The sequence below is a fragment of the Bacillus sp. HMF5848 genome (genome assembly GCF_003944835.1).
Taxonomy (GTDB): Bacteria; Bacillota; Bacilli; order Bacillales; family HMF5848; genus HMF5848.
Genome location: NZ_RWIV01000001.1, coordinates 240,282 through 265,000, shown reverse-complemented (window position 1 = coordinate 265,000; position 24,719 = coordinate 240,282). Strand labels below are relative to the sequence as shown.

The 24,719-nt window shown below is 39.1% G+C and carries 19 protein-coding genes, 12 tRNA genes, 1 rRNA gene and 2 pseudogenes (1 of these 34 only partly in view); 2 read left to right on the top strand and 32 right to left on the bottom strand.

Annotation, left to right across the window (positions count from 1 at the left end):
* From EJF36_RS01430 to EJF36_RS01365, 14 genes are all read right to left on the bottom strand, one after another.
* A 16S ribosomal RNA gene (locus EJF36_RS01430) occupies positions 1-1,412 on the bottom strand (it extends 128 nt beyond the left edge of the window).
* 127 nt (positions 1,413-1,539) lie between these two features.
* A tRNA-Gly gene (locus EJF36_RS01425) sits at positions 1,540-1,613 on the bottom strand.
* A gap of 12 nt (positions 1,614-1,625) precedes the next feature.
* A tRNA-Pro gene (locus EJF36_RS01420) sits at positions 1,626-1,702 on the bottom strand.
* 72 nt (positions 1,703-1,774) lie between these two features.
* Positions 1,775-1,851, bottom strand: a tRNA-Arg gene (locus EJF36_RS01415).
* Between the two features lie 62 nt (positions 1,852-1,913).
* Positions 1,914-1,999 (bottom strand) — tRNA-Leu (locus EJF36_RS01410).
* Between the two features lie 37 nt (positions 2,000-2,036).
* Positions 2,037-2,121: transfer RNA gene (locus EJF36_RS01405), tRNA-Leu, on the bottom strand.
* Between the two features lie 10 nt (positions 2,122-2,131).
* A tRNA-Lys gene (locus tag EJF36_RS01400) sits at positions 2,132-2,204 on the bottom strand.
* 4 nt (positions 2,205-2,208) lie between these two features.
* Positions 2,209-2,283, bottom strand: a tRNA-Gln gene (locus EJF36_RS01395).
* A 20-nt stretch (positions 2,284-2,303) separates the two neighbouring features.
* Positions 2,304-2,380: transfer RNA gene (locus EJF36_RS01390), tRNA-Asp, on the bottom strand.
* A 16-nt stretch (positions 2,381-2,396) separates the two neighbouring features.
* Positions 2,397-2,472: transfer RNA gene (locus EJF36_RS01385), tRNA-Val, on the bottom strand.
* Positions 2,473-2,522: 50 nt separating this feature from the next.
* A tRNA-Glu gene (locus EJF36_RS01380) sits at positions 2,523-2,594 on the bottom strand.
* Positions 2,595-2,601: 7 nt separating this feature from the next.
* A tRNA-Ser gene (locus EJF36_RS01375) sits at positions 2,602-2,692 on the bottom strand.
* A gap of 7 nt (positions 2,693-2,699) precedes the next feature.
* A tRNA-Asn gene (locus EJF36_RS01370) sits at positions 2,700-2,774 on the bottom strand.
* Positions 2,775-2,914: 140 nt separating this feature from the next.
* On the bottom strand, positions 2,915-3,385 hold the full coding sequence (locus EJF36_RS01365; RefSeq protein WP_125904671.1) for a SprT family protein: 471 nt from the start codon (positions 3,383-3,385) through the stop codon (positions 2,915-2,917).
* 94 nt (positions 3,386-3,479) lie between these two features.
* On the opposite strand from EJF36_RS01365, the gene cmpA reads away from it, so the two are divergent.
* The gene (cmpA, locus tag EJF36_RS01360) at positions 3,480-3,590 is read left to right on the top strand and encodes a cortex morphogenetic protein CmpA (protein ID WP_125904670.1); all 111 of its coding nucleotides are present in this window, start codon (positions 3,480-3,482) and stop codon (positions 3,588-3,590) included.
* Positions 3,591-3,689: 99 nt separating this feature from the next.
* Here cmpA and EJF36_RS01355 read toward each other — a convergent pair whose 3' ends face one another.
* The 7 genes from EJF36_RS01355 to acpS all read right to left on the bottom strand — a co-directional run bounded on the left by EJF36_RS01355 (position 3,690) and on the right by acpS (position 10,782).
* Positions 3,690-5,864 carry a Tex family protein gene (locus tag EJF36_RS01355; RefSeq protein WP_125904669.1) on the bottom strand — a complete coding sequence of 725 codons (2,175 nt, stop codon included), beginning with the start codon at positions 5,862-5,864 and terminating at the stop codon, positions 3,690-3,692.
* A 229-nt stretch (positions 5,865-6,093) separates the two neighbouring features.
* A complete protein-coding gene (locus EJF36_RS01350; RefSeq protein ID WP_125904668.1) occupies positions 6,094-6,843 on the bottom strand; it encodes a SigB/SigF/SigG family RNA polymerase sigma factor in 750 nt (249 codons plus the stop codon).
* A 196-nt stretch (positions 6,844-7,039) separates the two neighbouring features.
* Positions 7,040-7,390: a type II toxin-antitoxin system endoribonuclease NdoA gene (gene ndoA, locus EJF36_RS01345; RefSeq protein WP_125904667.1), complete on the bottom strand. Its 351-nt coding sequence runs from the start codon at positions 7,388-7,390 to the stop codon at positions 7,040-7,042.
* Between the two features lie 4 nt (positions 7,391-7,394).
* On the bottom strand, positions 7,395-7,676 hold the full coding sequence (locus EJF36_RS01340) for a CopG family ribbon-helix-helix protein (RefSeq protein WP_125904666.1): 282 nt from the start codon (positions 7,674-7,676) through the stop codon (positions 7,395-7,397).
* Between the two features lie 158 nt (positions 7,677-7,834).
* Positions 7,835-8,998, bottom strand: coding sequence for an alanine racemase (gene alr / locus EJF36_RS01335; protein ID WP_125904665.1), 1,164 nt, complete (start codon positions 8,996-8,998; stop codon positions 7,835-7,837).
* Between the two features lie 119 nt (positions 8,999-9,117).
* Positions 9,118-10,134 (bottom strand): LolA family protein, encoded by a 1,017-nt coding sequence (locus EJF36_RS01330; protein ID WP_125904664.1) that lies wholly within the window; start codon positions 10,132-10,134, stop codon positions 9,118-9,120.
* A 282-nt stretch (positions 10,135-10,416) separates the two neighbouring features.
* Positions 10,417-10,782: a holo-ACP synthase gene (gene acpS, locus EJF36_RS01325; protein WP_125904663.1), complete on the bottom strand. Its 366-nt coding sequence runs from the start codon at positions 10,780-10,782 to the stop codon at positions 10,417-10,419.
* 93 nt (positions 10,783-10,875) lie between these two features.
* Here acpS and EJF36_RS01320 point away from each other — a divergent pair, with 93 nt between their 5' ends.
* A complete protein-coding gene (locus EJF36_RS01320) occupies positions 10,876-11,490 on the top strand; it encodes a rhomboid family intramembrane serine protease (protein WP_125904662.1) in 615 nt (204 codons plus the stop codon).
* A 60-nt stretch (positions 11,491-11,550) separates the two neighbouring features.
* On the opposite strand, the gene uvsE is transcribed toward EJF36_RS01320, so the two are convergent.
* The 11 genes and pseudogenes from uvsE to EJF36_RS01270 form a co-directional block, all read right to left on the bottom strand.
* A complete protein-coding gene (uvsE, locus tag EJF36_RS01315; RefSeq protein ID WP_125904661.1) occupies positions 11,551-12,516 on the bottom strand; it encodes a UV DNA damage repair endonuclease UvsE in 966 nt (321 codons plus the stop codon).
* A 59-nt stretch (positions 12,517-12,575) separates the two neighbouring features.
* Entirely contained in the window at positions 12,576-13,058 is a 483-nt protein-coding gene (mscL, locus tag EJF36_RS01310; RefSeq protein ID WP_125904660.1) for a large conductance mechanosensitive channel protein MscL, read from the bottom strand.
* A gap of 261 nt (positions 13,059-13,319) precedes the next feature.
* Positions 13,320-14,762, bottom strand: a complete 1,443-nt coding sequence (locus EJF36_RS01305) for a carbon starvation CstA family protein (RefSeq protein ID WP_125904659.1) — start codon at positions 14,760-14,762, stop codon at positions 13,320-13,322.
* 120 nt (positions 14,763-14,882) lie between these two features.
* The gene (locus EJF36_RS01300; RefSeq protein ID WP_125904658.1) at positions 14,883-15,614 is read right to left on the bottom strand and encodes a LytR/AlgR family response regulator transcription factor; all 732 of its coding nucleotides are present in this window, start codon (positions 15,612-15,614) and stop codon (positions 14,883-14,885) included.
* Complete coding sequence (locus tag EJF36_RS01295) at positions 15,614-17,353, bottom strand: sensor histidine kinase (RefSeq protein ID WP_125904657.1); 1,740 nt, start codon at positions 17,351-17,353, stop codon at positions 15,614-15,616. The genes EJF36_RS01300 and EJF36_RS01295 overlap by 1 nt, the downstream gene beginning before the upstream one ends.
* Positions 17,354-17,517: 164 nt before the next feature.
* On the bottom strand, positions 17,518-19,002 hold the full coding sequence (locus EJF36_RS01290) for a DEAD/DEAH box helicase (protein ID WP_125904656.1): 1,485 nt from the start codon (positions 19,000-19,002) through the stop codon (positions 17,518-17,520).
* A 385-nt stretch (positions 19,003-19,387) separates the two neighbouring features.
* Entirely contained in the window at positions 19,388-20,095 is a 708-nt protein-coding gene (locus EJF36_RS01285; protein ID WP_125904655.1) for an alpha/beta hydrolase, read from the bottom strand.
* A gap of 468 nt (positions 20,096-20,563) precedes the next feature.
* Positions 20,564-21,025, bottom strand: a pseudogene (locus EJF36_RS22065) (methyl-accepting chemotaxis protein); the annotation flags it as partial.
* Positions 21,026-21,337: 312 nt separating this feature from the next.
* Positions 21,338-21,895: pseudogene (locus EJF36_RS22060) on the bottom strand (protoglobin domain-containing protein); the annotation flags it as partial.
* Between the two features lie 236 nt (positions 21,896-22,131).
* A complete protein-coding gene (locus EJF36_RS01275; protein WP_125904653.1) occupies positions 22,132-23,490 on the bottom strand; it encodes a UDP-N-acetylmuramoyl-tripeptide--D-alanyl-D-alanine ligase in 1,359 nt (452 codons plus the stop codon).
* A gap of 12 nt (positions 23,491-23,502) precedes the next feature.
* The gene (locus tag EJF36_RS01270; RefSeq protein WP_125904652.1) at positions 23,503-24,570 is read right to left on the bottom strand and encodes a D-alanine--D-alanine ligase; all 1,068 of its coding nucleotides are present in this window, start codon (positions 24,568-24,570) and stop codon (positions 23,503-23,505) included.
* Positions 24,571-24,719 lie beyond the last annotated feature (149 nt).

The window sequence follows — 24,719 nt, the reverse complement described above, 5'->3', positions numbered from 1 at the left end:
GTGGTGTGACGGGCGGTGTGTACAAGGCCCGGGAACGTATTCACCGCGGCATGCTGATCCGCGATTACTAGCGATTCCAGCTTCATGTAGGCGAGTTGCAGCCTACAATCCGAACTGAGAATGGTTTTATGGGATTCGCTCAACCTCGCGGTTTTGCAGCCCTTTGTACCATCCATTGTAGCACGTGTGTAGCCCAGGTCATAAGGGGCATGATGATTTGACGTCATCCCCACCTTCCTCCGGTTTGTCACCGGCAGTCACCTTAGAGTGCCCAACTAAATGCTGGCAACTAAGATCAAGGGTTGCGCTCGTTGCGGGACTTAACCCAACATCTCACGACACGAGCTGACGACAACCATGCACCACCTGTCACCTATGTCCCCGAAGGGAAAACCCTATCTCTAGGGCGGGCATAGGGATGTCAAGACCTGGTAAGGTTCTTCGCGTTGCTTCGAATTAAACCACATGCTCCACCGCTTGTGCGGGCCCCCGTCAATTCCTTTGAGTTTCAGTCTTGCGACCGTACTCCCCAGGCGGAGTGCTTAATGCGTTTGCTGCAGCACTGAAGGGCGGAAACCCTCCAACACTTAGCACTCATCGTTTACGGCGTGGACTACCAGGGTATCTAATCCTGTTCGCTCCCCACGCTTTCGCGCCTCAGCGTCAGTTACAGACCAGAGAGTCGCCTTCGCCACTGGTGTTCCTCCACATATCTACGCATTTCACCGCTACACGTGGAATTCCACTCTCCTCTTCTGCACTCAAGTCCTCCAGTTTCCAATGACCCTCCACGGTTGAGCCGTGGGCTTTCACATCAGACTTAAAGGACCGCCTGCGCGCGCTTTACGCCCAATAATTCCGGACAACGCTTGCCACCTACGTATTACCGCGGCTGCTGGCACGTAGTTAGCCGTGGCTTTCTCGTTAGGTACCGTCAAGGTACCGCCCTATTCGAACGGTACTTGTTCTTCCCTAACAACAGAGTTTTACGATCCGAAAACCTTCTTCACTCACGCGGCGTTGCTCCATCAGACTTTCGTCCATTGTGGAAGATTCCCTACTGCTGCCTCCCGTAGGAGTCTGGGCCGTGTCTCAGTCCCAGTGTGGCCGATCACCCTCTCAGGTCGGCTACGCATCGTCGCCTTGGTGAGCCATTACCTCACCAACTAGCTAATGCGCCGCGGGCCCATCTATAAGTGATAGCTAAAAGCCATCTTTCAATTTATCTTCAGGCGAAGATAAATGTTATCCGGTATTAGCTCCGGTTTCCCGAAGTTATCCCAGTCTCATAGGCAGGTTGCCCACGTGTTACTCACCCGTCCGCCGCTAACCACCGAAGTGGTTCGCTCGACTTGCATGTATTAGGCACGCCGCCAGCGTTCGTCCTGAGCCAGGATCAAACTCTCCGAAAAGAAGTTTGACTTGCTCAAATTTACATCTGGCAATTCTTTTTGCGACTTAAAGCCGCTTGTTTTGTTTCTATAATAGAAACGTTTTAGCGCTTGGTTTTGTTTAGTTTTCAAAGAGCTTGAATAAATTTGGAGCGGGTGATGGGAATCGAACCCACGACATCAGCTTGGAAGGCTGAGGTTTTACCATTAAACTACACCCGCATATTATGTTAGTGGTCGGGAAGACAGGATTCGAACCTGCGACCCCTTGGTCCCAAACCAAGTGCTCTACCAAGCTGAGCTACTTCCCGGACTTGAACATGATGTTCTGACTTCCGTGTTTGTCACAGGAGATGACGGCTCTTAACGGAAGAACATTTAAATGGCGCGCCCGACAGGAGTCGAACCCATAACCTTCTGATCCGTAGTCAGACGCTCTATCCAATTGAGCTACGGGCGCATTTTTTTAAAAAGCAACTTTATAATAATATCATATGTGATCCGTGATGTCAACAACTTTTTTGGTGCGGCCGAGAGGACTTGAACCTCCACGGGGTTGCCCCCACTAGGCCCTCAACCTAGCGCGTCTGCCATTCCGCCACGACCGCTCTTTAAAAGAGCGATAAATTTATAATCACATAACATTGGTGCGGGTGAAGGGAGTCGAACCCCCACGCCTTGCGGCGCCAGATCCTAAGTCTGGTGCGTCTGCCAATTCCGCCACACCCGCATATGAAAAGTGAGCCATGAAGGACTCGAACCTTCGACCCTCTGATTAAAAGTCAGATGCTCTACCAACTGAGCTAATGGCTCGTAATGGCTGGGCTAGCTGGATTCGAACCAACGCATGTCGCAGTCAAAGTGCGATGCCTTACCGCTTGGCTATAGCCCAATACATTTTTTTATATAAAATGGCGGTCCGGACGGGACTCGAACCCGCGACCTCCTGCGTGACAGGCAGGCATTCTAACCAACTGAACTACCGGACCAACTAATTATATTATATGGTGGAGGATGACGGGATCGAACCGCCGACCCCCTGCTTGTAAGGCAGGTGCTCTCCCAGCTGAGCTAATCCTCCGTAGTTAAGAAATGGGAAGCAAGCTTTATAGCTTACATCCCATTAGATGATGACCCGTACGGGATTCGAACCCGTGTTACCGCCGTGAAAGGGCGGTGTCTTAACCGCTTGACCAACGGGCCATTTGAATGGCGGAGAAGGAGGGATTTGAACCCTCGCGCCGGTTGCCCGACCTACACCCTTAGCAGGGGCGCCTCTTCAGCCACTTGAGTACTTCCCCATTAAAATGGCTCCGCAGGCAGGACTCGAACCTGCGACCAATCGGTTAACAGCCGATTGCTCTACCACTGAGCTACTGCGGAATTTTTATATAAAATATTATCTTAACGACTCTTCACATTATAGCGGACAAGCTAACGCAAGTCAATAACTTTTTCAAATAAGTTTTTTCACTATAATTTCACTGTCGCTTGCGACGACTTTTATAATATAGCATAGTTAACTACAGCTCGTCAATACTTTTCACTAACTTTATTTTCCCTTTACAACGACCACACATATATTTATTAGTATCTAATTTTCGCTTCCTCATGTATGCTTGTTTGCAGTTCACACAAGCATACATATACTTTATTGATAGTTGTTGTCTCTTTTTTGATATCAAAGGTTTACAGAACCGCGGAGCGTCTACTATTTTAAGCAACTCTCTAAAATCAGCATCTCTATGTTTATATCCTTTACCTTCAAGATGAAGATGATAATGACACAATTCATGTTTAATAATACCTATAAGCTCATCTATTCCATGTTCCTTGTAGTATGTTTCATTTAATTCTATATTATGAGTATGAAGAAGATAGCGCCCACCCGTCGTTCTTAACCTTGAATTGAACATAACCTTATGTCGAAACGGCTTCTCGAACCATTGTAAAGATATTGACTCTACCAATAGTTGCAATTCTTCTTGTCGCATAATAAATCCCCCTAAAAACACGAAACATGACAACCTCTTGCTGCATACAATGAGTAATACCTTAATAACATCCTCGTAAAGGAGGTACGGTGTTATGCCTTCGTGGCTAAAAAATCAAATGAAAAAAGCCTACTACGAGAAAAACCGATATCAAATCAAACTTTTAAACCAATGCTGGTTTTTTTATCGCAAGAAAAATCTATGAATCAAACAAAGTTTTAATGTGCTCTATTCCTTAACAATATATCTTTATATATGTTGAGAGAAAAACGGCGGCCCTCACAACACCGTTTTTCTCACAGCTTTATACTTGAGCAGCTGGTTCTAGCATCGTTAAGGACACTCGACCTTTCGCCACATCTACATCCTCAACCCACACTTTTACAAGCATACCTACAGATACAACATCGAGCGGATGCTTAACAAAACCCTTACTCAACTTAGATATATGCACAAGTCCATCCTGTTTAACGCCTATATCTACGAAAGCACCAAAATCTACAACATTACGTACTGTTCCTTCTAACTCCATTCCTCTTTTTAAATCTTCTAGCTGAAGAATATCTTTTTTAAGAAGAGGTTTAGGTAAGTCATCACGCGGGTCTCGGCCAGGTTGCATTAATGCTTTAACGATGTCTTGTAGCGTTAACTCCCCCATACCAAGTTCTGTTGCGGTTGCCTGTAAATCTATAGAAGATATTGCTTCCTTTAATTCCTGCGAACCTAAATCATCTGTTGTCATCTTTAATAAAGCTAATAGCCTCATTGTCTCTTTATAGCTTTCAGGGTGAATGCTCGTTTGGTCTAATGGTTGATCACCATCTAATACGCGCATAAACCCAACAGCTTGCTCATATGTTTTCGCACCAAGGCGTGGAATATTCTTTAGCTGCGCACGGTTATCAAAACGTCCAGCTTCTTCACGACGTTTTACAATATTGGCTGCTACTGATTTTGAAAGTCCTGCTACATATTGCAGTAGAGAAGGAGAAGCAGTATTTACATTAACCCCTACTTTATTTACAGCTGTTTCAACAACGAACGTTAAGGATTCATTTAATTTTTTCTGTGAAACATCGTGCTGATATTGTCCTACTCCTACTGATTTCGGATCTATTTTAACAAGCTCAGCAAGTGGATCTTGAAGACGCCGCGCTATTGATACAGCACTTCTCTCCTCAACTTGAAGATTAGGAAACTCCTCACGTGCTATTTCTGAAGCTGAATACACACTCGCCCCCGCTTCATTAACAATGATATAAAATATATGAGATAAGTCAGTTTGTTGAATGATTTCTGCAATTAATGTTTCTGTTTCCCGTGAAGCCGTTCCATTTCCAATCGCAATTACTTCTACACCATATTTGCTAATGATTTCTTTAATAGCTCTTTTTGATTCTTCCCGCTGGTTTTTTGGTGGATGAGGATAAATGACACCTATATGTAACACTTTACCCGTTGCATCAACAACCGCAAGCTTACACCCTGTTCGATATGCCGGATCAACACCTAAAACAATTTTTCCTTTTAACGGAGGTTGTAGCAAAAGGTTTTGTAGATTTTCCGCAAATATATGTATAGCACGATCTTCTGCCTTTTCAGTTAGCTCTTTTCGAATTTCTCTTTCAACGGATGGCTGTATAAGACGTTTATAACTATCTTCTATAGCCTCTTTGACATATGGGACTACAGGAGAATATTCATTAGTAATTATTTTTCTATATAAATAGGATACGATTATATCCTGAGGTACGCGAATAGCAATACGAAGAATATCCTCTTTCTCCCCTCTATTCATAGCAAGCACTCTGTGTGGTACAACTTTTGCGACAGCCTCTTCATGTTCATAATACATCTCATATACACGTTTTTCGTCTAATTCCATACCTTTTACCGATGATTCAATGGTACCTTTTCGATAAGTTGTTTCCCTTATCCATTGTCTATAATCGGCATCATCTGCAACACTTTCAGCAATTATATCTTTTGCACCTTGTATACATTCTTCCGGAGAATTCAGCGCAAATTCCTCTGACATAAACGATGCTGCCTTTTCCTCTATACTTACACCTTTCGGGAACGTTAATAACCAGTCCGCTAATGGCTCTAGGCCCTTCTCTTTTGCTATGACAGCTTTTGTACGACGTTTTTGTTTATACGGTCTATATAAATCTTCGACCTTTTGAAGAATAGTAGCCTTCTGGATTGCTCCCCTTAGGTCCTCCGTTAGCTTGCCTTGCTCATCAATTAAGCGAATCACTTCTTCTTTTCGCGTTTCAAGGTTTTGTAGATACTGCCAGGAATCCATTATGTCTTTAATTTGTACTTCATCAAGTGCGCCTGTTTGTTCTTTACGATATCTTGCAATGAAGGGAACAGTATTCCCTTCTTCTAATAAAGCAATGACGTTTTCAACTTGCTTCCCATTAATTTGTAACGTTTGGGAGATTTGTTTAAGTAACTCGCTTTTGCTTTGCATTCCTTCTCCTCCACTTCATAACGTTCTTTCATATGTTAAAACTATTTACGCAATAGTAAAGACGGTAGATTAATCTACCGTCTTATTGTACCAAATTTTAATTATAATAAAGAAGGACTAGAGGTTGTTGACTTAAGAAATTCTCGTTATTAGGTAACGGATTATAGATTTATTTTCACTTAAGCCTCGTGCTTCGTCCCAGTAGCGGTAGTTTTTTATAGAAGCTTCACTATGTCAACACTGCTTCTTGTCGGAGTTTCTTAATTGCATTTCTTTGCAACCTTGATACATGCATCTGTGATATACCAAGTTTCTTACCAACTGCTTGTTGACTTTTATTTTCGAAGAATATATATTGAAGAATTTTTTGTTCACGTTCTGATAAAGATGAACGAATAGACGCCAACAGCATTCGGTTTTCGACGAGAGCAAACTGTTGATCTTTCTTGCCAACATAGTGATGAAGATTTGCCGACTCATCGTCATTCATACTTCCAGGTGATCGTTCAAATGATATCGTTTGATAATGCCGAACCGCTTCATTCGCCTCTAGAAGCTCTTCAGGTGTAATATGTAAGTATTCAGAAATTTCTTCTAGGCTCGGTTCACGCTGTAACTCCCGACTTAATTCATCGACTGCTTTTTTTATTTGTGGCCCAAGCTCCTTCACTCGTCGTGGTACTTTGACACCCCATGTTTTATCACGCAAGAAACGTTTCATCTCACCTACGATAGTCGGAATAGCATACGCATCAAAAACTTTACCATATGATGAATCATATCGTTTAACGGCCTTTACTAATCCTAGCATTCCTACTTGGACAATATCCTCATAAAACCTTCTACCTCTAGCATATTTATTAGCCATTGATCTTATCAGAGCTTCATAATGCTCAACAATTTTATTAAGTTTTTCCTCAGATTGGTTTTTTTGATACTCTTGTATAAGCTTTTGACCTTTTTTCCTCCGTGGGTTCACACCATCACCTTCCTTTTGTAATTATATGTCTATTATTTCACAAGTGGTACATAGGCTCAAATAATATGCACAAACAAGCCAATTCTCTCTGACTCACTAACAAATAACATTATCCTTATAGTATTTTTAATAATTCTATATAAAAAGAGTGAAAACATGTATGTTTTCACTCTAAAGTAAACTATAAATAATTATTTTAAAAATCAATAAGTCCTAAACTTATTTGTAGAGCCTCGTCTACTCTTTCCATCATTTCATCATCTAGATGAGTGATTTTATCAGTTAGACGTTGCTTATCTATTGTTCGAATTTGTTCCAACAGAATGACAGAATCTCGTTCAAAGCCATAACGCTTTGCATCTATTTCGACATGAGTAGGCAGCTTTGCCTTTTGAATTTGCGCTGTTATCGCAGCAACAATTACAGTAGGACTGAAACGATTCCCGATATCATTTTGAATGATTAATACAGGACGAACGCCTCCTTGCTCTGAACCAACGACAGGGGATAGGTCGGCAAAATAAACGTCGCCACGCTTCACGATCAAAATATTACCCCCCGCTAACTAGACGTTCTACGGTGTGGTCAGCCTCATATTCTGCTAGAAAAGCCTCGTCTGCGATTGTTAGATTGATTTTCGCCATTTCCATATAACCACGTCTCATAGATTCACGAATGTGTCTCTTTTTACGTTCACGTAAATACATTTTTGTAGCTTGGTATATAAATTCGTTTCTGTCTCCGTTTTCTTGTTTAATTAGACCATCTAATTCACTAATCATAGCTTGTGGTAATCGAACAATTATTTCTGTTGTTGCGCTGGATTCAGACACAAACAAACACCTCCACCATCTACACACCTTTTTGTTTCCAACTCTAATCATAACATCAAATTACAATAAGGAAAAGCGCAATTAGGCATTTGTTTTGAACAAAATAGTAAATATCACGTATTGTATTAGTCAAAGCCTAATTGAATTTGTTATTGCAATTAAAAATCATTGTTTTTTTCCAGAATTGGATTACTAACATCCATTATACTCATATTTCGGAAAAACATACGAGGAACTCGAAAGCTAATTGAACATGGTATTTCATAATTGATTGTATCCAAATGCTTTGCCACCTCATCGACATATGATGGGCTTTTTTCATCATTACTAATTAATGTGACTTTCGTTCCTATTGGAAGGTTTTGTGGTAACTTAATCATACATTGGTCCATACATACACGCCCTACAATGGGGGCTGGCCGATCAGCTACCACCACAGAAAAGCCCTGCATTTTTCGTAACCAACCATCAGCATAGCCAATTGGCACAGTTCCAATCCATTCGTCTTCATTAGCTGTATACGTAGCCCCGTAGCTAATTTTGTCACCAGCTTTAACTTTCTTCACATGGACAAGCTTACTATATAATGAAAATGCTGTTTGTAATTTAAAGGGTAACAAGCCTTTCATTTCTTCTGAAGGACTTAAACCATACATGACAATACCTAAACGAATCATATTATATAGACCACCATCATCTCGCAACGCAGTTGCACTATTTGCACAATGTATAACGGCGGGTCTGGTCGGTAACCATGCAAGCATTTCTGTAAATCGGGCAGACTGTTCATGAAAGTATTTATTATTAGGTTCATCCGCTGTCGCGTAATGAGTAAACGCACCTTCTAGCTTAATGTTTGTATGAACAGTCAATGATTCCAACACCTTTATTACCTCTTCACGACTTCTAAGTCCAAGCCGTCCCATACCCGTGTCTAATTTAAGATGTATAGATAGACTGTTTCCGTCCAAATACTCTGTAGCTTTGGATAGCCATTCATGATCAGCAACTGTCACTGTTATATTGTATAAACTAGCGAGCTTCGCTTCTTCAGGTCGTATTACACCAAGAACTAAAATAGGCGCATTAATACCTCTTTGCCTAAGTGAAAGGGCCTCATCAAAAAAAGCAGTCGCCAACTGTGTTGCACCAGCTTGCAGAGCCGTTTCCGCTACATGATAATCACCATGACCGTATGCATTCGCTTTTACTACCGCCATTATTTCCACATCATCACGCAACCATGCTTTCATACTTCGTACATTCGCTGCAATATGGTCTAAATTCACTTCTACCCACGTGTCTCGATAAAAGCCAACCATAACCTCACACTCTCTTAAACGTTTTATCTCTCATTATAGCCTATAGTTAATAAAAAAACGAGGCTCGGAAATGTTTTCCAAGCCTCCGCCAGTTGCTTATTCACATCAAATACCAACAGCTATTTGATAGCTTGCCCTTGAACAGAGCGCGCAATTTCTATCATTTCTTGTTGTGAAAGGTTATTTGACGCTATAATAAATTCCACACCGTCATTTGTCCAAGTTAAGGATTTGTCGGATAAAATTCCCACTCCAAACCCTAAATCCACAGGCTCACCACTAACAGACATTTCGGTTGCGACGGCTGCTGCAACAGCTTTTTGTTGAATTAATGAGAATGATTTATCATCACCGCTATAGGTCAAGATAACTCTTTGACCATTTTCTGTGTTGAATTTCTTTTCCTCAACAAGTCCAACACCATTCGGCATTGTCATCGGATACATAACAGCAAACGCTGAGTCCTCCACATTGTTTGCCATCGCAGGAACTTCAAGAAGAGCCCCCGTCATATTTTTATCAGTATCAAAGTCTCCCTCGTTAAAGCTTGCATTAAATGTAAAATTTTCAAATTCAACTGTGATAAGGGCATTGTTATCCGGGTCCATCACCTTTACTATCTTCGGAGATAAATCCTTTTTATCTAGTGTGATTTCCTGTTTTGGTAGCATTTGCTTATTTGTATAGTTTGTCGTAGTCGCAAACACATACCCATTCTCTGTAATAGTAAATGCCGCTTCAGAATCATCTAAAATGTCTTTTACGAGTGATTCATATAAATACGCTTGACTACTATTATGAGGCCAGTCACTTTGGAAACGATAGCTTTTATTCAATGCAGGTGAAAGTACAAATACCCCTTCTTCATTACGAATGATCATTTGCTGGGACTCTTTCACAGCATTTTTTAAGCTAACACGATAAAAGTCCGGTTTATTATGCCATATTTCCACTTCATATTTCTGAGCAGGATCTCCCGTTTGAATGGTCATAGTAGCATCTGTCTTATATCCTGTTAACTCCTCTACCTTGGCCTCCAATGCTTTTTTTACATCCTCTTGCGATTTTTCACCACAAGCAGCTAGCCCAAATACAACTATAAGGCTAACGAGTATACCGATCACTGTTCTCCTCATCATTTCAACCCCTTTGTCTCATTTCAGCTTGGGTAAGAAGCATGTCTTCCCTACTGCAACCAATATATGAGACAAGTTCGGCGATTATGCAGACTAGCTTGACAAGCACGTAATAGTTTTATAAAAAATTATTACATTTTGCACTCGTTATCTATATGAAACTCATCCAAAAAATATATTTCAATCGCGATAACCCTTTGAAAAGTTCTAGTCCTACCTTATTTTCCCAAAAAACATACCTTCTTCTAAAACTCCTCGAAACTGTCGCTTATCCATTGAAACCTAACTACTTTCAGTTTGTTTCTCCAATATCACAGATGCTACGGCATAGTCACGACTATGTGAGATAGATACATGAGCTTGATACGTAGAAGGCCTTACGATAAGAGGCTTCCCTTTCTCATCGATACCTATCTCAATATCAGTGAAAGCTAAATGCTCTCCAATACCAGTACCAACCGCCTTAGCATATGCCTCTTTTGCTGCAAACCTACCAGCAACATACTCGATTTTTCTTTTTGCGGACAATTGCCTGTATGTAATCTCTTCAGATTCTGTTAAGATCCTATCCACAAATCTCTCTTGCCGCTCTATTAACTTTTCTATCCTTTCAAGTTCAACAATATCAATTCCAGTACCATAAATCATAAAACACACCACCACTATTAAAAATTTTCAGAATTGGTTATCATGTATAATACTATAATGTAATAAAACACGCATCAGACAAGGAGTATGCTTATGTTTATTCGTACAGAAAACTTTTCGACATTTATTCGATGGTATCCTCTCGTTACCGCCATAGTCGCAGTCCATGCTGTTCTATGGCTCTTAACAGCATTCCCATTACCATTGTCCGTAATCTTATTTGAAAAAGGGGCTGGTTATAACTTTTGGATAGCCGAGGGGGAATACTGGCGACTTGTAACCCCAATATTTTTTCATGCTGGCTTTATGCACGCTCTGTTCAATTCTTTTTCAATCGTTTTATTCGGACCGGCTCTAGAGCGCTTTTTAGGAAAAACAAAGTTTCTTTCCGCCTACTTAATAGCTGGTGTATTCGGTAATATCGCGACTTATTTATTTCAACCTTTACAGTACGTCCATGTCGGGTCATCAGGCGCCATCTTTGGATTATTTGGTATTTATGTATTTATGGCGTTATTCCGAAAAGATTTAATGAGTGAAACAAATTCCCAAACAATCTTGTCTATCGTTGTAATAGGCTTAATTATGACGTTTCTACAGTCTAATATCAATGTCGCAGCCCATATTTTTGGACTTTTAGCTGGAGGTATACTAGCACCGTTTGTACTTCCGAAGCCACGGACAAGGGATACTATGTTTGTCAGGTAGTAAAAGTTTACAGTTCATATACGTAGCGAAAAACAGGGACGTTACTGTTAACGTCCCTGTTTAATGAATAGCAAAGCTAGCTCCATCTATTATTTCGATATTATCAAACGGTTTTATATCCTCCATGAGCTTAAATAATGCTTGGTCTTTTTTCTTCGCCTCTATCATACAGTACAGTTCAGGAACAGACCCTTTAACTTCGTTTAAGAAGTCCAAAAACATTTTAACATCTACATAATCTGAATGCGCACGAAATTCTTTTTCATTACGAGGACTTGAGATATGCATCTTGGGCGCTAACTGAGAGATATTCCACGTATCCACAATACGTTGCCAATGCTTGAACCAATCCTCGTCATTATAATTCGCAAGATGATGGTGCAAATCAAAGACAATAGGAATAGCAAGTTTTTCACACAAATACAACGTTTCATCAATTGTGAAGGTTGTATCATCATTTTCTAATATTATCATTTCCTGAATAGTTTGAGGCACATAGCCCCAATTATGTATGAATTGCTCGAGGGCCTTTTCTTTATCATCGTAACCTCCTCCTACATGCATCACACATCTGTGCTTCGTATCAACATCCATTCCCTTGAGCAACGCTTCATGCATAGCAAGCTGTTTTATTGATGTATTTAATATATCAGCTTTTGGAGAGTTCAATAGCACAAAATGGTCAGGGTGAAACCCAATTCTCATCGGATGCATTCGTATGTAATCGCCAATTTGTTTAAGTGACTCCTGCAAAGGGCGCATATATTTCCAATCATTTAACTCTTCATGATTGGCTAAAGGAATAAGTTTTGAACTGAAGCGAAAAAAAGAAATATCATGCGCCACATTATGCCTTAACAAGCGCAAACAATTTTCTAAATTCGAAATAGCAATCCGCTCTAGCTTGCGAATTGCTGCATCGCGATCTTTTATTTTTTTAAACTGAGCAAACGTCATCGTTTGTGATGGCGAGCTATTCTCTAGCTCCATACTCATTGCAACATATCCTAATTTGATAATTGTCATCTAATCACCACACTACTTTTTAATATTAGTAGTATGTGTTGCTAGATATCTTTTTACCATTACCTAATAACGATTTTTGGAGCATTTTCAACAACTCTAAGCTGAGAAGCATTCAATACCGATGTACAGTGAGGACATCGAGCTGCTTTTGCAGGAATTTGTTGTAAACAATATGGACACTGGTTCGTTTTCCAGTCAATGACAGGTGTTTTTTTCAATCTATTTAGCTGTCGAATAACGATAAAAATAGTTAGTGAGATGATACCAAAATCAAGAAGTGTGTTTAAAAACGTCCCGTAATTGATTGTAGCTGCCCCTGCCTCTTTTGCCTCTGTTACTGATTTGAATGTTTCGCCAGAAAGTGAAATGAATAGGTGTGAAAAATCAACTTTTCCCAACACATATCCAATAGGTGGCATTAACATGTCTCGAACAAGTGAATCAACTACCTTAGTAAAAGCCGTCCCAATTACGACTCCTATGCCCATATCAATGACATTTCCTCTAATTGCAAAGTCTCGGAATTCTTGGATGAATTTCACCACGACATCCCCCTTTATCTATTGATATGAGAGATAAGTCTGTGTATGACAATAACTGTTTTCTTTCAGAAAAGCGCAAGGCACACCTAACGGCGACCCGACAAGACAATCGTCATACATACGCGTCTAATACACCTTATGAAATATGTATCTCATTAAATTGCCGAGGCGTTCTTGGCACTCTTTTAGCCAAATAAAAAAGGAAGTTAAACATCCCAGATTTAACTAGTTGTTTAACTTCCTTTATTTACACCAAATTAATTATGCACTTAAGTCAACAACATCATCTAGTTCTATGTTGTTATTACGTGACTTCACGGCTGCTCGGAAGAATAATGCAATAATCACGATTGTGAGCACTGCCCCAATTACGTAAGAAATACTTAAAGATAAACCAAAACCGATTTTTGCATTAAAGATGTACGTCGTAACTACCATAGTCATAAAGGTAGCTGGGATCATAGCAATCCAGTAGTTCTTCTTTGCAATGAATAAGTACATTGCACCTACCCATAACGCAATAACGGCTGTTGATTGGTTCGCCCAAGAGAAATAGCGCCATAATAATGTAAAATCAATTTTAGTTAATGCGAATGAGATAGCGAATAAAGGTAATGCAATCCATAGACGATTTGCAATTTTCTTTTGTGAAAAATTAATATAGTCCGCAATGATCATACGAGCACTTCTAAACGCTGTGTCTCCAGATGTGATAGGCAGGACAATTACTCCAAGAACAGCTAGTGTACCACCAATTCCACCTAACATCATTTTTGAAACTTCGCTCACTACTACCGCTGCACCACCGTTTGCTAGCACCTCACTTAAAGATTGAGGTCCATTAAATAAACTCATAGCTGCAGCAGCCCAAATCATCGCAATCATACCTTCAGCGATCATCATACCGTAGAAAATGTTACGTCCTTGACGCTCATTTTGCGTTGTACGTGAAATAATCGGTGTTTGTGTTGCATGGAATCCTGATAGAGCTCCACAAGAAATCGTTAAGAATAATAGCGGGAAGATTGGTGCGTTATCAGGGTGTAAATTTGCAAATGTTAATTCTGGAATTGGAGCACCAGTAAAGATAAGCGCGCCTCCAATGCCGACAGCACTTATTAGTAAGAAAGCTCCGAAAATCGGATAAAAACGACCGATAATCTTATCAATTGGTAAAAGCGTTGCAAGAATGTAATAAATAAAGATTGCAGCAATAATTAACCCTAGTGTTGCCCATTCAGGCGTAATATTCTTCAAAAGCCCTGCAGGTGCTGTTACGAAAACAGTTCCTACTAATAATAATAATAAAACAGCAAATGCATTCACGACATGTTTCATAGCTTTTCCTAAAAACTTACCAGCAAGCTCCGGAAGATGCGCACCATGGTTACGAATAGAAATCATACCTGTTAAATAGTCATGAACAGCTCCGGCAAAAATACATCCTACTACAATCCAAATAAATGCGACTGGTCCATATAACGCACCCATAATAGGACCAAATATCGGACCCACTCCAGCAATGTTTAACAGCTGAATGAGTGAGTTTCGCTTAGCATCCATTGGTAAATAGTCCACGTTATCTTGACGAGAGTATGCAGGTGTTGTTCGATTTTCCTTTATCCCAAATGTTTTCTCTACATATCTTCCATAGAAAAAATAACCTAATAATAAAAGAATAATTCCACTTAAGAAAGTAATCATGTTATACTAACCTCCTTTTGTAAGTGCTTTCATTTTAATGCATCTTGTGTAAGGAGTGGGGATTTTACAACTAACATGTTAAAAACAACAGCTAACATGTTAGTTTTTCAGACTAACATGTTACAGTTCTAACCTGATTCTTAATCCTTTCACATAATTTCTACTCACAGATAATTGTTCTTTGTACCCATGAAGTTCAAGCTGATACGCGCCATTAAACCAAGGAATTAACCTGGATACATGATGAATGTTTACAATGTTGCTTTTGTGAATGCGAAAAAAACCAAACTCCTCGAGACGTTTTTCTAAATCCTTTAAAGCCATTCTAGTTGTATAGACTGATTCTTTTGTAACAATTTTAGTTAACTTATCATCACGTGAGACAAATAAAATATCATTAGGACGGAGATAAATAATCTCATCGTCTCCTTCAATTGCCAGCTTTCCTGATTGGACGATATCCTTTTCCTCATACACGCCCAAATTTCTTTCAATTCGATTAATCGTTTCGCGAAGCTGATCTTCATCGAAAGGCTTTAACAAATAGTCTAGAGCCTCATACCTAAAAGCAGCTACAGCATGCATAGCATGTGCTGTAGCGAACACGATTATAGGTGGCTTTTTCAGACTAGACAAGTGTTGCGCAACCTCCATGCCGTTCATTTTCGGCATTTCTACATCTAGAAATACGACATCTGGTTGAAGCTGTAACACGCGCATAACACCGTTTTCTCCAGATTCGGCCTCTCCCACTACTTCTATTCTCTTATAATTCGATAAAAGATGGCGAAGCTCTTCACGACTATATCTTTCATCGTCAATTAGAACGGCTGTTATTTTTCTCAAGCTCATCACCCTCCCGATGGTACATAAAACGATACACTAGTCTCTTTATATGGTTTGCTTGTTATATATAGTTTTGCCTGTTCACCTAATAGCATAGTAAGCCTTCTATTTACATTGTAAAGCCCCAAACCTGTTCCTTCACCCGTAGATTGCATCATTTCCTTACCAAGTTGATGGACGTGTTGTTCTGCTATTCCTTTTCCATTATCTATCACAGCAACCCGGACATAGCCTTGTTCCATTTTTATTTCTATTCTGACATAACAATCCTTTTCTTTTTCCTTAATACCATGCTTAATGGCGTTCTCTACTAATGGCTGCAATGTAAGCGGTGGAACCTTACACAACAATGTTTTCTCGTCAATATCATATTGAATTTCTAGCTTATCTACAAACCTTGCTTGTTCGATATTCAAGTATGCCTGTACATGTTTTAATTCTTGATCAAGTGTTGTCCATTCTTGTGTCGTCCCCGCTAAATTTTGTCTAAAAAAATGTGATAGGCTAATTAGTAATTTTCTTGCTTTATGCTGGTCTGTACGAATAAGTGACGAAATAACATTTAAAGAGTTGAATAAGAAATGAGGACTAATTTGTGCTTGAAGTGCTTTGATTTCAGCTTCCTTTGCAAGCTGAAACGCCTTGTCTGCCTCCGCTATTTCAAGCTGATTGCTTAACAATTTACTTAGTCCATTTATTAGCTGCATTACAACCTTCGTTATTGCTTTTTCTGAGTCAAAATAAAACTTAAGCGTTCCAACAGCTTCTCCTCGAAGGATAAGTGGTGCTACAACCACTGCTTTTAACGGGCAATCCTTTTGTTGGCAGTGAATATGATTCTGACTTGTAACCAATAGTTGCCCCGTAAACAACACCTGCTTAGTCACCTTTGTTTGAATATCTGCATCAGATATATGATGATCGTCTGCAACTCCTACATGAGCCAATATTTTCTTTTTGTCAGTCATTGCAATAGCGATTGCACCAACTTCTTTATACAATATTTCACACACCGCTTCAGCCGACTGCCTATGTAAGCCTTTTCGCATGTGAGCCAGAGTTAAGTCTGCCAAACGTAATGCCTTTTGCGCTTGAAGTGCTCCTGCTTTTTCCTCTTCGAAAAGTACATTTCTAATAATGAGTAAAAACAACGCTGCTCCTATACCATTAACCATAATCATTGGTAGCCCAATGCTATTAACTAACAAAATAGCACTAGAGAAAGGTCGCGCTATTAGTAATATTGTAGCCATTTGAACAAATTCTGCGAAAGCCCCGACGAAGAATACAATCCATATGTTTGAAGTATTCCGAAAATACATTTTACGAAACGCCCCGCCTATGATTCCTGCCGTTACAGCAGATAAGCCACACGCTAAATCTGTAAAGCCGCCAAGCATAAACCTATGAATGCCTGCAATTGCCCCAGCTCCTATACCAACCTTATATCCACCTAGCATACCCGCAATTACAATGCCAATGACCCTTGAATTAGCAATAGCTTCATTTTGTTGTATTTCATTAGGCCATCGTTCAATTTGTAATGACTCGGTATTAAACGTTAACCCTGTATACGTGCCGATAATACCAAATAAACCAAAAAAAAGTATGACTTTTATATAATCACTTCGTTGAATCTTATTTTCATGTATATTCTCTCGAAAAAATCGTAAACGAGTCAAAACAAATGCAACCGTTACAATAATACCAATTCTCTCAAGCATAGGAATAATAAGCTCTAGCAATTGAGACACCTCCGACATAGCTGGTACAAGAATCCCATCATATCTATTGTATCTTTATCACCTTTGACATACTACCTAATTACTGGTATCTATGTGGATTTTTTGTACATTAAACCGCAACGTCAAAAAAGCCAGTGATCCAAATAGGAGCACTGGCTTTATTATTAATCTTTATAGCGGTTGTTGCCTCCGCCACCGTCTTTGTTATTGTTGCGATACGATTTTCTCACAGAAGTACCACGTTTACCTTTGCTGTTGTATGAATTTGAGCGACCTCCGCCACGCTTGTTGTTGCCACTATTGCTGCGATTATCGCCTCTGCTCTTAGATACAACAGGTGGTTCAGAAGTTAAATTGACCGGTGTGTCATCCGGCCCTTTTGTCATCAACTTAATAGCTGCTGATAACAATGTTATGGAATCGTGCTCTTCAAGAAGCTCTTCCGCTGTTTGACGATAGTGTGAAATACTCTCGTCAGTAACTGCTTCAAGTAATTTTTCTACTGTAATCTTTTGCTGACCTTCAATAGCCTCTGCCATTGTCGGTGGCTTCATGCGATCCATTTTACGATTAGTTATGCGCTCAATATTTTTTAATTGTCCAATCTCACGCGGTGTAATAAACGTGACAGCTAGACCTGTTTTACCAGCACGACCTGTACGACCTATACGGTGTACATAGCTTTCTGGATCTTGTGGAATATCAAAGTTATATACATGTGTTACACCTGAAATATCAAGACCTCTTGCTGCTACATCTGTTGCAACTAATATATCAATAGAGCCTTCTTTAAATTTACGTAATACACTAATACGTTTGGCTTGGCTAAGGTCACCATGAATTCCTTCAGCTGAATAACCACGAAGGTTTAACGCTTCTGAAAGCTCATCTACACGACGCTTTGTACGACCAAACACAATTGCTAGCTCTGGTGTTTGAATGTCTAGTAAGCGTTGTAGTATTTCAAACTTTCTTTTTTCGTGGACTTCAACATAATATTGCTGAATATTTGGTACTGTCATCTCTTTTGCTTTAACACGTACCGTCTCAGGGTCTTTCATAAATCTTTCAGCGATACTACGAATAGGACCCGGCATTGTTGCTGAGAATAAAAGCGTTTGTCTGTCGGTAGGTACGTTAGACAAAATAGATTCTATATCTTCAATGAAGCCCATGTTTAACATTTCATCCGCTTCATCTAAAATTACAGTGTGAACGTTTTGTAGCTTCAATGTTTTACGATTAATATGATCTAGCATACGACCTGGTGTACCTACAATGATGTGTGGGCGTTTCTTTAATGATTTAATTTGACGTGAAATATCTTGGCCACCGTAGATTGGTAATACTCTTACACGCTTACCTGAACCGATTTTATAAAGTTCTTCAGATACTTGTATAGCCAACTCACGCGTAGGAGCGATGATTAGACCTTGAATTGTATCTAAATCTTTGTCAACCTTTTCAACTAACGGCACACCAAACGCAGCTGTTTTTCCTGTACCAGTCTGTGCTTGTCCAATTACGTCTTTGCCCGCTAGACAAAGCGGTATTGTTTCTGCTTGAATCGGAGTTGCCTCCTCAAATCCCATGCGTTCAATTGCACTTCTCGTTTCATTACTTAAACCTAATTCATTAAATGTTGTCAATGCGAATAACTCCCTTTTTTATAAGTAATTAAGGATTTTTTATGTTTATGGATTCATCAATTTTTAAGCGATTGTTTAAAAGTCCTGACGTATACGCAAGTTTAATACTCATCATTTTAATAAGCAGTCGCTAGGCTACAACAAGTAATGGCGAAAAGTAATTTTATTTCTAACGAGTTTGTGGCAATCTCTGCAGTGGACTGTCAGCATGCATCGGATTGCTTATACTTTTTTTCATCGTTTATCTATATAGAACTAACTACCTGTTGCGAACCTTTTTAAACATTCACTTTAAAAAAGACATCTTCCAAACGGAATATGTCCCATCAGTTTGTTGCTGTCCATATTTACACAACTTTTATCATACCACTTCAGATGGGTTAATTCAATTTTTGACAAGATTATCTTCTTTTTTAAGAAAGTCACTTATCTCTTTAATAAGTATATCCTTTTCTACGTCATGACAAACAAGATGTTTTGAAGATGGTAACCAGCATAATTTTTTATCTGAATAAGGGATCGTATTATATATAAATTCTGCACTTTTTGCGGGAACTATACCATCTTTCACCCCTTGAATAATTAATGTAGGAACTTTTATGTCTTTTAGCATAGGCTTTACGTATTTAACCAGTTTACGGAATTCCAAAGTAGCTTGCATAGGTGTAGCCTTCATCTTATTAGTATAACGAAGAAATAAGTCATTTTCTCGAAGCTGTCCACGAAAGCTATCGGTGACCATTTCCTTTATATCCATCACAAGCTGCCTTGGATTAACATAATAAGCTGCGGCACTCAACAGGACAAGCTTATCAACTTTATTATTTACTGCTAAATAGCTTGCAAGCATACCGCCCATTGAGAAACCAACCACATAAATTGTATTGCAGCTTTTTGCTAATTTTTGATATGCTTCTTCAATACATTCAATCCAATTGTTGTATGTAACACCTTTTAGCTGCAAGTTGTTTCCATGCCCAGGTAAAGTCGGGGTTAATATTTTCCAGTTTGTATTCACTTTTAAATACTTTACGAGTGGTGCAAGCTCCTGAGGGGAGCCTGTAAAACCATGAATACACAAGCAACCAATCATATCAATGAACCCACCTTACTATGTTGTTACCTTTATTTTACGGATTTTTATAAACATATTAAAGTAATACGCGTAAAAGATACATTCTTATTTTGTGCATTAGTATATATTTTTAGCTATCTGCAAGTCATTCTTAGTTGTTTCAATATGACTCAACTAGTATGGGGATTAAGGAAGGACTACTCACATAGGTATTTTATCAATGTGGAGAGTATTCACTTCTTTTAATATAAATTCCCATCATCTAATATACGATTCCCACTATTTTGATGTCGATATTCTACTAGTTTCGTGTCGAAATTCTACCACTTTGATGTCGATATTCACCAATTCGACAAACCTTGCGTTAATCCCCTTCATCTTTTGCTACCTCCATTCATTCACTTACAAGTGAACAACTTCAGCTCTTTTGGCATCATGTTGCCGAAAATCAATAAAGCTGCCCCGTTTAGGACAGCCAAATTCATCTTATGAAAATTTATCACTAAGTTCCTGATTCAAATAGCTAAGCTTTTCGGCCATGTCTGCAATTTGATATGATGCTTGTGATACTTCCTCGAATGTTTTACGAAAATCTACTATGAAATTGCTAAAGCTAATAATTTTCTCATCGTTTCCTTTTACACTGTTTACTGATAATGCCAGCACATCTTCAATATTCTTATTTGTATTACGGAATAAGCGTGTTTCTTCAACAATGATCTGGAATGAGTCTTCAAATTTCTCTATTGTTTTCTGCACTGCTGTAATTTGTCCCTGGATTTGATCTAGTGCTGACTCTGTTTGACTAGCTAACTTGCGAACTTCTTGAGCAACCACTGTAAATCCGCGTCCATGCTCTCCAGCTCGTGCTGCTTCAATAGTAGCATTTAATGATAAAATGTTAGTTTGATTCGAGATACCTCGTATCGCCTTAACAACCTCGCCTATTTCGCTAGAGCTGGTTGTAAGTTCTTCTGTTAGTGCCTTCGTTGATTCAATTAAATCTGCTACACTGTCCACTTTTTGTAAAGAAACAGAGATATCTTTCTTACCATACTCAACCTGTTCAATCATTTGCTTAGATGCAAGCTGAATATTTTTGATCTCCTCTAGCATGTCTAACACATGTCTTTCTTTGTCTGCTATAGAGGATGTTGTTTCTTCCGCACTAGCAGCAAGGGTCGAGGCAGATTCATTTAAACGTTGCTGAAGTTCTTCAATTTCATTTAGCTTCATCATCGATGATGTGTACGATTCAATATATGTCGTTATCCCTATTTGCATATCAAAGGAACACAAACGCAAAAATGAATTATATATGTTTTGAGCTTCTTCCGACGAGGATATTTCTTCATTAAGAATTAATAACACTTCATTTTGAATAATGGTATACGCCCCAATATACCATTCCGGAAATAAATCAATACGGTTATGTACCCTCCCAATCATCGTTCGACGAGTTACATAGCTGTCATTCACTTCACCAGACACCATATCCATGCAATATTGCATAAGTGTCTTTTTTAATCGCTCGAATGTAGAATGGTGTTCTATAATTGAACGCAAATGAGGTATGTTACCTAATCGGTCATAAAAAGCATCAACAATTCTTGAAACGTTGCGCTCAAAAACCGGCTTAATCTTAGCTAAATTCACAACATCCTGGGCTGTTAATCCAGTAAATGCAATTTGCGTTTTATAGGGTCCTTTTAAAATTTCATCAAAATGCTTATGTATAACAGCTTCATCGACAACTTCGACATTTCTTTCAACATTATTAACCTGTTTTGTAAATATTGCCCCGAATTTCTTTGCCATTGCTAAACTCCTTAATAAAAAAATTCATCTGATAAAATCATTTTATATTACAAGGGTAGCAATGAGTGTGATTTTTCCGTGACAATTTTGTAAACTTTTCATTTTACCACAAATATCATTATTCTAAAATAAGGAAATATGTACTATTTTTCCGACATTTTCACAGTTAATATGATAATAATCGACAAAAAACACGACAATATTTTCCTATGTCGTGTTTCGATATACTTTAATTGTTATGCTAATACTGCTTGAACAACTTCTTCTAACCTCATACCACGAGAAGCCTTAACAAGAACCACATCACCAGCTAGCACATAATTCGATAGCATCTGAATTAGATCTTCTTTATTAGAAAATACATGAACACGATCTGCCGCTAAATATTGCAACGCACCTTTTGCAATCCATTCAGCACGAGAACCATATGTGAATATATGGTCAATATTTAACTCACCCGCATGCTCACCAACTTCCTGATGAAAAGCTAATTCATTATCCCCAAGCTCAAGCATATCACCTAAAACTAGAATTTTACGTTTATAACCAGCTAGTGATGCTACTAGATCAATAGCTGCTTTTGTTGATGTCGGACTAGCATTATAGGCATCATTGATAACAGCAACACCGCTGCTTGACTTTTTCAACTCAAGTCGCATTCCAGTTACTTTTATTTTATTAAGTCCCCCTGCAATCGCAGACCAAGACACGTCGTAAGTTCGAGCTACCGCAATAGCTGCTAATGCATTAATAACATTGTGCTTGCCTAACACAGGCATAACGAGCTCTTGATCAAACTGATTAATTTTAAAGGCGGTCATATCCTCATATTGCGTTACTTCAAGGGGATAGTAGTCGTTCTCGGGACTATCTCCAAACGTAATAGCTCTTAAACTCTTATTTGCCACTCTTTCTTGCAATAATGGCTCATCACCGTGGAAAATAAAGATTCCCTCTGGTTGTAACCCTTCTGTAATCTCAAATTTAGCATCTGCAATAGCTTCACGTGAACCAAGGTCTTGTAGATGAGCCTCGCCTATGTTCGTAATTACGGCTGTATGCGGTTTGGCTAAATTTGATAAAAGATGAATCTCTCCTAAACCACTCATTCCCATTTCTACTATCGCTATTTGAGTAGAGGTTTCTAATCGTAGTAGTGTTAAAGGGACACCTAAGTGATTATTTAAGTTACCTTCAGTTTTTTGAACTTTATAGGTTGTTCCAAGCAATGAGGCAATCATATCCTTCGTCGTAGTTTTACCATTACTGCCTGTAATTCCTACAACTGTTACATCTAGTTCAGATAAGTAAGCTTGCGCTAATTCCTGAAGTGCAGTTAAGGTGTCATCAACCTCTATCAGTGGGATATCAGGTGTTCTCGAATGCTGATCTGCTTGCCATAAAACAGCAGCTGCTCCATTTTCATAGGCTTGGTCAATAAAATCGTGTCCATTAAACTTCTCACCAACAATCGGTACAAATAGATTCCCCGGTTTAATAGTTCGGGTATCAATGGAAACCCCGGAAAAAGCAACATTGGCACTTGCTCGCGAATTTAATTTTTCAGCTGCCCATATTAAAGAGCGCTCTATCATAATTGTCACCTCTTAGAACGTATACGTTATTTGCTGTTTCTCATCATAGCGTTCAAGAGCTAGCTTCACAAGCTCTTCAATTAAAGCTGGATATTCTAGACCTGCATGCTTCCATAAGAGCGGAAACATACTAAACGGAGTAAAACCAGGCATCGTATTAACTTCGTTAATTAAAACAGTGCCATCTTTGGTAAGAAAGAAATCTGCACGAACTAGACCAGAACAATCTAACGCTTTGAATGCTTGAGTAGCCATATCATTGACGGTTTTTACAACATCAGCAGAAATTTCAGCCGGTATAATTAAAGCCGTGTCTCCATCCTCGTATTTTGCTTTGTAGTCATAAAAATCCTTTTTCGGAACAATTTCACCAATTACAGAGCATTTAGGATCATCATTTCCCAACACAGCAACCTCAATTTCCCTTGCAGTAACTCCTCGTTCAACAATTACTTTTCGGTCAAATTTATACGCCTCAATAAAAGCCTGCTCGAGCTCCTCACGATTTCTACATTTACTAATACCAACACTCGATCCTAAGTTAGCTGGCTTTACGAAACAAGGATATGATAATTCTTGTTCTACTTTATCATAAGCTACTTTACGGTCACGCTCCCAATCACGACGAACAAAATGAACATAGTTCACTTGAGCAAGTCCTGCTTGTGCAAAAATGGCCTTCATAATAACTTTATCCATTCCTGCTGCAGACGCTAGTACACCATTTCCTACATACGGAATATTTAGTAGCTCTAGCATACCTTGAACGGTCCCATCTTCCCCGTTAGGTCCATGTAGCAACGGAAACACAACATCAACAGCCTCAGACTTACCTTCTTGCTCTGTTAATGTTAATGCACCCACTTCATTTTTTTCTGGAGCAAGCTCAAGTCGTTTGACATCGTTTACCTGCCCAGTAATTTCTTCTCCTCGCACCCAAGTACCACTGTCTGTAATATAAACGGGATGTATTTCAAATTTTTCCTGATCTAAAGCATTAATAACAGATAAAGCTGTTTGCATCGAAACCTTATGCTCAGCTGATTTACCCCCGTATAACACGGCAATTTTTGTTTTCATTTGTTTAAAATCCCCCTTACAAGGCACAAAATATATATAACAGCTTTAGCTTACATGTTAATCGCTACGCATAGCGTCCTTATTGTATCATTTCTCTTTGTTAAGCAGAAATGTTTTTCTAAGCGTACGAACAACGTCCACTTTTCTTA